A 9,604-nucleotide genomic window follows, 5' to 3' on the forward strand; every position below is an offset into this window, starting at 1 on the left:
AAATGGTTGCCATGACGATCGATGACTCCCCGACAGCGCGTATTTCCAATGACTTTCTGGATTACCAGTACTCCGTGCTGGGAATTCTGGACTATCTGAATTCGCCTGACGTGACCGAAATTTGCATCAATCGTCCTGGTGAGCTGTACCTGGAGACGATCCATGGATGGCAGCGAGTCGACGTGCCATCCCTCACCTACGACCGCGCTCGGCAGTTCTGTACGGCGGTCGTCAATGAGAGCAACACCGGGCAACGCATCACCGATGCCGACCCTGTCGTATCGCTGACGTTTCCGACCGGGCAACGTGCGCAGTTCGTGATGCCTCCTGCCTGCGATGCGGGCAAGGTGTCCATCACGATCCGACTTCCTTCGAAGCACACAAAGTCGCTTGAGCAGTACAAGCACGACGGTTTCTTCGACGAAGTGCTTGAGCAATCGGCGGATGTCAGCGATCACGACCAGGAACTGCTTGAGCTGCGCCGCAAGCGCGATTACGCAGAGTTTTTCAAGAAGTGCGTGCTTTACAAGAAAAATGTCGTTGTTGCCGGGGCGACAGGTAGCGGCAAAACGACCTTCATGAAGGCGCTGGTCAACCACATTCCGAACGAAGAGCGCCTGGTGACGATTGAGGACGCCAGGGAGCTATTCATTAGTCAGCCGAACGCTGTGCACCTGCTTTATTCCAAGGGCGGTCAAAGCGCCAGCAACGTGACTGCTAAGAGCTGCATGGAGGCCTGCCTGCGTATGAAGCCAGACCGCATCATCCTTGCCGAGTTGCGCGGCGATGAGTCGTTCTACTTCATTCGTAACTGCGCGTCGGGCCATCCCGGCTCCATCACCAGTTGCCATGCTGGAAGTGTTGAGCAGACCTGGGACCAGCTTGCGTTGATGGTGAAGGCCTCCAATGAGGGCTCCGGTCTGGAGTTCGAGGTGATCAAACGTCTGTTGAGAATGACCATCGACATCGTGGTTCACATCAAGGCGCACGCTGGACGGCGCTTCATCACGGGTATCGATTTCGATCCTCTTCGCACGCTGCGCGGTGGCTAGGGCATCGACGTCGTCGCTGATTTTGATCTGGTTTTGGAAGGAGTACTGACATGTTGCCTGGCATGGAACTGATGGGGTGCACTGGACTGGCCGTCCCCGGCGAGGTAATGCAACACGTTGTCCGTGTCGAGTCGTCGCGTAATCCCTATGCCATTGGTGTCGTTGGCGGACGCCTGGTGCGCGAGCCACGCGGTCTGGCTGAAGCGGTCGCCACGGCGAAGATGCTGGAGCAGAAGGGGTACAACTTTTCGCTGGGTTTAGGCCAGGTCAATCGCTACAACCTGCAGAAGTACGGCTTGGCGACTTATGAGATGGCATTCGACAAATGCCCCAACTTGGTCGCCGCCTCAAAGATTCTGGCCGAATGCCACTCGCGTTCTGGTGCCAACTGGGGGAAGTCGTTTAGCTGCTACTACTCCGGAAATTTTGAAACCGGCTTCAAACATGGCTACGTGCAGAAGATCTACGCCTCCATTCGGCAGTCGGTCGCGTCTTCCGGTGCCGAGCCCATCGCGGTCGTGCCAACCCGCCAGGTGCAATTGAAGCCCGCAAATCCCCTGCGACAGGCTGCAGCCGAGTTGGCAGACGCGATTGTGGCTCGTCGCATTCAGGAATTTTCCGGGGCGAGCCACACAGCGGCTTCACCGCCAGGGCCTATGCTATCCCAGCCTGCACCAGCGTATTCCTTGCCGAGTCGGGTGGCGCCTGTGGCTCCTGCAGCTGCTCCGGAAGAAAACGAACTGTATGTGGTGAAGGCAACCGGGCAGGGGCGTGGGGTGGCGGTACCAGCCTCCGGTCCGCAGGCCTTGACGCCGACCGACCAATCTTTACCGGCTTCTATGCAGCGAGCACCGCAGACAGTTCCGCAAGTGGATAGCGCATTCGTTTTTTAGGATGGAAATTGCCAAGGATATGGCTGCTGGACCCCTCTGTTCCCAAGGAGTTAGACATGAAGTTTGAAATCGACAACAAAACGATCGCCGACGCCAAAATGGTCGGCACGCAGGCAATGAAGGCATTGGTGTTTACCGCATTGTTGGTGGTAGCGGGTGGTGCTGGAGCGACCACGGGTAGTAACGGCCTGGGTGGTACCGATACACGTGTCTGTGGCTTTCTTAACAATGTGACCAAGCTGCTGAACATGGGTTCGATCACGGTCGTCACCATCGCAGTTATCGTGGCGGGTTACCAGATTGCCTTCGCACACAAGCGCATTTCAGAGGTGTCTCCAATCCTGATCGGTGGCGTTCTGATTGGCGCCGCTGGTCAGATCGCCAACATGATCCTGCAGAACAAGGAATCGAGTTCTGGGGACTGCTCGGGAGTCGGCGCCTCACTGATGCAGATCGCTCAATACTATGCATAAAGACGTACTCTTCCGCGGATGCACCCGCCCCGCCATGTTTTTGGGGGTGCCTTACATCCCCTTCTTCATTGGTGCGGGCGGTGGCTTGCTGTTGGGGATGTACATCGATCTTTGGTACCTGTTGACCATTCCGGTCATCATCTTTGCCATGCAGCAGATGGCCAAGCGTGATGAGATGATTTTCAGGTTGCTTGGATTACGCTGGCTGTTCCGAATGCGTGCGCGAAACCTTCAGCGTTATTCAGGAATGTGGGTCTTCAGCCCAAATGAATATCGCAAGAATCCCCCGGGAAAATCGCGATGAGCACGTAGCCGTCTACCAACCCCACGCACACAACCCGCGTGGGGTTGGTGTTTGCGATGGTCGCTTGGTGTGATGCTTCCTCTCTAAATTTGGTAAGACCATGTTCAGTCCAGACAGTCCGATCAGCGAGTTTGTTTCCATCTCGACGCATGTTGCGCCGTCCGTCGTCAAGACGACCGCTGGCGACTACCTGTTGATCTGGCATCTGGGCGGGCTGCCGTTCGTGGGGCGAGACGAGTTCGAGCTCGAACAACGGCACAACACGTTTAACCGTCTTTTGCAGACCCTGCGCGCGCCGGATTTTGCCAACGTTGCATTCTGGGTCCACGATGTGCGGCGTCGGCGCAGAATCGGTGCAGGCGGACGTTTCAAGCAGGCGTTCAATCAGAATCTGTCCGACGAGTATTACACAGCGCTTTCTTCGCAAAAGATCATGCAGAACGAGCTGTATTTCAGCATGATTTACAGGCCGGTAGTCACGGGACGTCGCTTGGTGGAGAAATCCGCGAACCCGGACAAGATTCGCGCCGAGGAAGAACAGGCTGTCGCGAAAGTTGTCGAACTGGCTACTAATGTCGAAGCCGTGCTCAAGGATTATGCGCCATACCGTCTCGGTATGTACGAGGCAAAGAACGGCGTGGTTTTCTCCGAGACATTGGAGTTTCTGGGCTACTTGTTGAACCGAATCGATGAGCCGGTGCCGGTCTTGCCAGCCCCGGTGCCCGCGTATTTGCCCGTCAGTAAGCACATGTTTGCCAACAAGACCGGCGATTTCGTCATTCGTACTCCAGACGGAATCAATCACTTTGGCGCTATCTTGAATATCAAGGAATATGCGGATGGAACCTATCCGGGCATTCTCAATGGCCTGAAGTACCTGGACTTCGAATACGTCATGACGCACTCGTTCAGCCCGGTCGGACGACACGATGCGCTGAAGGTGTTGGAACGCACCAAGGGGATGATGATTTCTTCAGGGGACAAATCGTCGACCCAGATCCGCGATCTCGATGTCGCGATGGACGATGTTGCCTCGGGAAACTTCGTGCTCGGCGAATACCATTTCACATTGGCGGTCTATGCCGACAGCCAGGAGAAGCTGGCGAGGCAGATCGCAACCACTCGAGCCGAGTTGTCCAATGCCGGCTTCGTCTCGGCCAAGGAAGATCTCGCGATCGCCTCGTCGTTTTATTCGCAGCTGCCAGGTAACTGGCGCTTCCGTACGCGCATTGCCAACCTGAGTTCGCTCAACTTCCTCGGGTTGTCGCCGCTGCACAATTTTGCCCAGGGCAAGCAGCACAACAATCCATGGGGTGACTGCGTCACCACCCTGCAGACAACCAATGGGCAGCCGTACTACTTCAACTTCCATGCGACGCATCCGTCCGAGAACTCATTGGGAGAGAAGGCCATCGGCAATACGATGGTGATCGGCAAGTCGGGTACCGGTAAGACGGCGCTGATCAACTTCCTGTTGAGTCAGGTGCAGAAGTTCGACCCGATTCCGACCATCTTCTTCTTCGACAAGGACCGCGGCGCGGAGATCTTCGTGCGCGCGTGCGGTGGCAACTACCTGGCGCTGGAAAATGGGTCTCCGACTGGCTTCAACCCTTTCCAATGCGAGCGCAATGAAGCCAACACCCAATTCCTGGCCGAGTTGATCAAGGTGCTGGGCGGCAAGGCCGAATACAGCGCCCGTGAGGAAGAGGACATCTATCGCGCGGTGGAAGGCATGCTGGACACGCCGATGCACCTGCGCAGCATGAGCAATTTCCGCAAGAGTCTGCCCAACATGGGCGACGACGGTCTGTATGCGCGTCTGCGCCGCTGGACCGCTGGCAATTCGCTCGGTTGGGTGTTCGACAATCCGGTGGACACGATCGACCTGACGCGGGCGTCGATCATCGGGTTCGACTACACCGACGTGATCGACAACGCCGAAGTGCGCGTGCCGGTGATCAACTACCTGCTGCACCGCCTGGAAGCGCTGATCGACGGCCGCCCGCTGATCTACGTGATGGACGAGTTCTGGAAGATCCTGGACGGCAAGGGTGGCCTGAAGGAATTTGCCAAGAACAAACAGAAGACCATCCGTAAGCAGAATGGCTTAGGGATTTTCGCCACACAGAGCCCCGAAGACGCGCTGGCCAGTGACATTGCCGCTGCATTGATCGAGCAGACGGCCACCATGATCCTGCTGCCGAACCCGAATGCCAGCCGCGACGATTACATGGAAGGGCTCAAGCTCACCGACGCCGAATACCAGGTTGTGGTGTCGCTGGATGAGCGCTCGCGCTGTTTCCTGGTCAAGCAGGGCCACGCGTCGGCGGTGTGCCAGCTCAACCTGCGCGGGATGGATGACGCGCTATCGGTGATTTCCTCGTCCACCGACAATATCGAAATCATGCACCAAATTCTGACGGGCAAGGCCGGCAAGCTGGGCGTCACCGTGGACCAACTGACGCCGGAGCAGTGGTTGGCCGATTTCTATGCCAACCGCAAGGGCTCGGGCAAGCGCAAGTCGGCCAAGGACAAGGAGGTCGAAGATGCATAGTCAGTCCACGCAATCGCAGCAGTTTCATCCCGCATCATCTTCATTTGTGTCACAGGAGGCGAAGAACACCATGGCAATCAAGTTCAGACATTTTTCCCGGGTCTTCATGGGACTGGTGCTGCTCAGCATGGCGGGAGCGGCCAGTGCGCAATGGGAAGTTATCGACAACAAGCTCAATGGAACGACCAAGGAGATCCTTGACAATCAGACGGTGGGCAAGGGCGAGGGCAAGGAATCCAGCGGCAAGGAGGTCGAGAAGCCCAAGGAGACCTTGAAGAAGGTGGCAGATGATGAGGGTGTGGCCGCCTGTTCGGCGTCCACATCTGGAACGCCTGTCTCTGATTCGCAGAGGGAATCCTGTGAGCTGATCCAACGCACGCGCAATTCCCAGTTCAACTACATGGTGGCGATGTACGAGATCACCACCAAGCGCCTGGAGCGTCTGCGCACGATCGAGGAAGAGCGCAAGAAGATCGGCGACCAGAAGATTGGGGAGCTGGAAAGCAACACCAATAAGCTTCTGGCGCTGAAGGCGATGATGGATATCGATCGCCAGCAGATGGAGTCGGCAATGTTCGCCTACGAAAAGCGCTTGGCATTCTTGACCGAGCTGCAAACCGGCGCTGCGAAGGCCGCGATGGCGGGGAAGGAGCCACCGAAGGGAGATGGAAGCAGTTCGTGGTTGCCATCCTGGATTCCAGCCGATCTGTTGAGCATCGGTAAGACGCTTGTCGCAGGGGCGGTGATGAAAGGTGCGTTCGAGGCCATTAAATCAGACACGCCAGCCGGTATGGAAAGATTAGAGATCGACAAGGACTGATGGAGCTGGTTTACCTGTTAGGCAACATACTCAAACCCGGGGCATCGACTGCCCCACGGCGCAGCCGTCTAGTGGATGTGGTGACATATGGATTTTTTGACGAACATCGCCAACTACGAATTTTTTCGTCTGATCAACAACTACCTGCGCGATGAGATCGCGATCTTCCAGTGGGAGTTGTTGCAGCGAACGACGGCTTGGGTGGGCATGGTGTCCCTGACGGTGTTGACGCTGTGGATTTTTATCCAGGGCTATCGCATCGTCACCGGTCAGTCGCGCGAGGCGGCGATGGGATTGGTCGTCACAGCGCTGCGCGCGGCGCTGATCATCGGGGTGGCGACCAGCATGGCACAAGGCTCGGCCCGCTTGTACTGGACGCTGACCGATGGAGTCAGCCAGGCGATCACCAAGACAGTGACGGGCAGCTCAAAGAGCCCGTATGAAGCGATCGACAAGAACTTGATGTTGATGCAAGTGGCCATGTCGGCTCTGGATCAGATCAAGACCGGCGGTGACGAGGAAAGCAAGGACGAAAAAGACCGGGCTCGGTGGTTCACCGGCCTGGGCATGGCCGGTCCGGGCGTCGTTGCAGGCTCGATGCTGCTTCTCAACAAGCTGGCCATGGCGCTGGTGGTGGGCTTCGGGCCTCTGTTCATCCTGTGTCTGCTGTTCCAAGCGACGAAGTCGTTGTTCAGCAAATGGCTGTTATATGGACTGGGCACTGTGTTTTCGCTGTCGGTGTTGACCTTCACAGTGAGCTTGGCGACAAAGGTGGTTGGCGCAGTAGGCGCTGCCTTCGTTGCAAAGTGGGCAATGAACGGGTTTACGGGCGAAGGCATCAGCAGCATGGCGCTGCAGCAGGGAGGATTAGGACTGGTGTTAACGACATTGATCATCACCGCACCGCCGATGGCCGCTGCCTTCTTCCAGGGCACGCTGGGCCAGTTCACGGCGTATTCGGCGCTGGGGCAGCTGGATCGAGGCGGTCAGTCAGCTCCGGCTGCTGGGCGGCCTTATGAGCCGGGGGCGCCGGCTAGGGATAATCAACGTTCTGAAGTTACTCCTGTCCCTCAAGTGAGTGGCCGAGTTTCGGGCGATGAGTCCAATTCTAGCCAGACCGCAAGCGGTAAAATGGGCAACGCTAATAACGTCGATAGGCAGCGGGGCTAAAATGCGTAAAATTATTTTATTATTGGCGGTTATTCCTGTATTCGCGTTTGCGCAAACGGCGTGTCCAGTTGGTGTTGCGCCTGGCAGTCCGCAATGTGGGCCTAATTCTGGGACGTCAAGAGGAGACATTCCTGCTCCGCCGCCGCGGCCTACGGGTGAGTGGATAAAAACATGGGGTGCCATTGCCATCGCCGACAATGGTGATGCTGGTTACACTAAGGGGCGTCTCACTAGCAAAGAGGCTGAAGATGCTGCCCTGCAAAACTGCCAAAAATTGGCTGGCATGCAATGTGCCATCGCGTTGACTTTTCATAATCAGTGTGCTGCCATTGCGTCGCCTGCTTCTAGTCGTGGTAAGGGGGCGATAACTGGAGGCCCATCCTTGAATGATGTGGAATCCAGAGCAACGAAAACTTGCGAGAAGAATTCGGGAGGGGATTGTAAAATTGCAATGTCAACTTGCAGCGATCCCATCTTTAAGAAGTTCTGATTTTTCTGTCATAAATGCCGCTAGCAAAGTGTCGCGAACCGAGAGGCGGGCACAACTTGTTCGGAGCCGGTATTTAAGAAATATTGATTTGAATTGGAAGGATTTTCTATGGTGGAACGTACACTAGCAAGAGCGGTCGTGGGGGCGCTGTATTTAGCTTGCGTCATCTCGATCACAGCGTGCAGTCCTGGCAATACTCCGTCCGCAGAGGCTGACGGAGCGAAATTATCCGCTGAAGATCAAGCTGGCAAAAAGTCTGAATCCTCGCCGCAAAAGGACTTGAAAATGCCGTCTACCGTCAATGCCAAGCTCAACGACCAAGGCGAGATAAACGCAGATATCAACGGCATTGTTATTTCAATCAAGGCGCAGCGTTGTAGCGAAGATAGCCCGGGGATCATGCTATGTAACCGTTCGCCGGTCGTGGAGGTGACATTCCCCGGAGCCAAGCCGATTGCACTGGAGCCTGAGGCTTTGTACGTGGATAGTAATTCCACGTTCTATCATGGTCCGCTAGACGACACTTACAAGAAGAACCGCCACTCAATCATTTTGACCGATATCAATGGCGATGGGCACGAAGATGTAGTGGTGTGGTCTGGAAAAGAGGGTAATTATGGTGGTCCCTCTTACAGTGTCTATCTTTTCGATGCTGCGCAGAAAACCCTTGTTTTCAATCAGTCGCTATCCGATATTACGGTAATGGCCAACGGTCTATTCTCCGTGAAAGGAAATATGCTGACGTCTACTTCTGGTGATGGATGTTGTATCCACGTCTTCGATACCTACGAGCTTAAGAATAACGAGGCAGTGCTGATAGAGCGGTTAACCGAAGACACGAATGATCCGGCTAATCCGAAGAAAAAGATCGAGCGGCTTCAAGACGGTGAAATGAAGGAGGTGTCCAACTAGAAGTGAGTGGTAATTGGTAGTGAGTACATGCAACGCATCTTCGGGTCTGCAATGCCGGTAGATGCAACAACAAATTCTAATGATATGCACGTACGGAGAATACTATGAGCGATGGACGTGGTCGGAGCACTGAAGGCTTTGGTGTGGATCGGGAGTCTTCTGTTAGGTTGATCGTCAAAACCGCTCTTGAGAACGGTGTGACCGATCCAAAGCAGATCTCGTACATGCTGGCGACGGCTCAACATGAGACGCGTAACTTTCAGGCACCTGAAGAGGATTTCGGGCGTAGCCAAGCGCGTAAACTTGGATATAGCGGTGGCGAAGAGTTTTATGGCCGTGGTTACGTGCATCTTACCCACGACTACAACTATGCGAAGTTCGATAAGTTGCTAGGCCTTAACGGTGAAATGGTCCGCAACCCGGACATGGCCAAGCAACCGGAAATCGCTGCAAAAGTTCTAGTTGTAGGTATGCGTGACGGCTTGTTTACAGGCAAGCCTCTTGATCGCTACATCGATAATGATAGCCACGACGTCTACAACGCGCGACGCGTTGTCAACGGAGTTACTCCTAGCAAACCCTGGAGCGTGAAGGCAGCCAAGGAATGCGAGGAATATGCGGGCAATTGGGAACGTCGCGTTCCCGATTTGATAGAAAGCGTCAAGCGCGATGGTGTCGATCTCAAGCACAGCGTGACGTCTGGTTCGACATCCCATCAAGTTTCGAAGTCCAATGATGGCAAGCTCGAACAAGGCGAGCGCGGCGAGCAGGTGAAGCAGCTCCAAGGCCAACTCGCTCAGCTCGGCGCAACCGGCCGCGACGACAAGGCGCTGCAGGCCGATGGTGATTTCGGCGGCAATACCAAGTTCGCGGTGGAGCAATTCCAGCGCGCACATGGCCTGCAAGTCGATGGTGTAGTGGGGCAGCAAACACAGG

General features: G+C 55.6%; 10 protein-coding genes. All 10 read left to right on the plus strand.

Translation table 11 applies throughout. The features are described from left to right. Positions 1-2 precede the first annotated feature (2 nt). The gene (gene virB11 / locus EO156_RS20480; RefSeq protein ID WP_015472269.1) at positions 3-1,052 is read left to right on the plus strand and encodes a P-type DNA transfer ATPase VirB11; all 1,050 of its coding nucleotides are present in this window, start codon (positions 3-5) and stop codon (positions 1,050-1,052) included. A 62-nt stretch (positions 1,053-1,114) separates the two neighbouring features. Beyond that, positions 1,115-1,945: a lytic transglycosylase domain-containing protein gene (locus EO156_RS20485; protein ID WP_016848704.1), complete on the plus strand. Its 831-nt coding sequence runs from the start codon at positions 1,115-1,117 to the stop codon at positions 1,943-1,945. A gap of 56 nt (positions 1,946-2,001) precedes the next feature. Next, a complete protein-coding gene (locus EO156_RS20490; RefSeq protein WP_033482776.1) occupies positions 2,002-2,418 on the plus strand; it encodes a TrbC/VirB2 family protein in 417 nt (138 codons plus the stop codon). Beyond that, entirely contained in the window at positions 2,411-2,722 is a 312-nt protein-coding gene (locus tag EO156_RS20495) for a VirB3 family type IV secretion system protein (RefSeq protein ID WP_005920266.1), read from the plus strand. The genes EO156_RS20490 and EO156_RS20495 overlap by 8 nt, the downstream gene beginning before the upstream one ends. 100 nt (positions 2,723-2,822) lie before the next feature. Then, positions 2,823-5,276: a VirB4 family type IV secretion/conjugal transfer ATPase gene (locus EO156_RS20500; protein WP_029829174.1), complete on the plus strand. Its 2,454-nt coding sequence runs from the start codon at positions 2,823-2,825 to the stop codon at positions 5,274-5,276. Further along, the gene (locus EO156_RS20505) at positions 5,269-6,096 is read left to right on the plus strand and encodes a hypothetical protein (protein WP_230577964.1); all 828 of its coding nucleotides are present in this window, start codon (positions 5,269-5,271) and stop codon (positions 6,094-6,096) included. The genes EO156_RS20500 and EO156_RS20505 overlap by 8 nt, the downstream gene beginning before the upstream one ends. 87 nt (positions 6,097-6,183) lie before the next feature. Next, positions 6,184-7,266, plus strand: coding sequence for a type IV secretion system protein (locus EO156_RS20510; RefSeq protein ID WP_005914224.1), 1,083 nt, complete (start codon positions 6,184-6,186; stop codon positions 7,264-7,266). Between the two features lies 1 nt (position 7,267). Further along, the gene (locus EO156_RS20515) at positions 7,268-7,756 is read left to right on the plus strand and encodes a DUF4189 domain-containing protein (protein ID WP_078585619.1); all 489 of its coding nucleotides are present in this window, start codon (positions 7,268-7,270) and stop codon (positions 7,754-7,756) included. A gap of 108 nt (positions 7,757-7,864) precedes the next feature. After that, complete coding sequence (locus EO156_RS20520) at positions 7,865-8,668, plus strand: FG-GAP repeat protein (RefSeq protein WP_230577965.1); 804 nt, start codon at positions 7,865-7,867, stop codon at positions 8,666-8,668. Between the two features lie 104 nt (positions 8,669-8,772). After that, positions 8,773-9,604 (plus strand): peptidoglycan-binding protein (locus EO156_RS20525; protein ID WP_206513891.1); only part of this gene is annotated, 832 nt, incomplete at its 3' end.

The organism is Xanthomonas sp. DAR33341, from assembly GCF_003992815.1.
In the GTDB taxonomy this organism is placed as follows: domain Bacteria; phylum Pseudomonadota; class Gammaproteobacteria; order Xanthomonadales; family Xanthomonadaceae; genus Xanthomonas; species Xanthomonas cissicola.